General features: G+C 75.3%; 1 protein-coding gene. It reads right to left on the bottom strand.

What is annotated here, in order from left to right:
* Window positions 1-576 (bottom strand): cobaltochelatase subunit CobN (locus tag AC2W7M_RS27090; RefSeq protein ID WP_486136334.1); only part of this gene is annotated, 576 nt, incomplete at both ends.

Raw genomic sequence — 576 nt, 5'->3', positions numbered from 1 at the left:
CGGCGGCGGCAGGTGGCCGAGGGTGAGGGCCGCGAGCCGCCCGCTTGGCCTGCGCCCGCCTCGCCCGGATTGGAGACGATGAAGGGATAGATGACCGGCAGCGCCCCGGTGACGATCTGCGGGAAGCAGGCCGGGGTGAGCGCCACCGCCTTGCCCGGCAGCCATTCGAGCGTGCCGTGCGCGCCGAGATGCACTACGGCATGGGTATCGAGCCCCTCCCGCAGCCAGGTGCCGAAGGCGACGAGCGCATGGCGCGGCGGCAGCGCCGGGTCGTGATAGTCGGCGCGCCGGTCGAGGCTCGTTCCCCGGTCGGGGGCGAGGGCGACGGTGACGTTGCCGAAGGTGGCGTGGCGCACCTGGAAGGCGCCCGCCTCAAGATCGCGATCCGCGTCCGGCGCGCCCCAGGCGGCTGTGACCGCATCGCGCGCCGTCTCGGGCAGGCGGGCGAAGGCGGCCTCATAAGCGTGACGCCGGAGGGCCGGCGCCGGCTTCAGCGCGTCGAGCAGGGCCCGGGCATCGCCGGGCACGGGGCCGACGCGGTAGCCGGCTTCGGCGAGGAGGTGCAACAGCCGGCGC

The organism is Xanthobacter sp. BG11Y11_SDJG (genome assembly GCF_057364445.1).
Note: the sequence above shows the minus strand (reverse complement) of the source record. Positions and strands in the feature narration are given on the sequence as shown.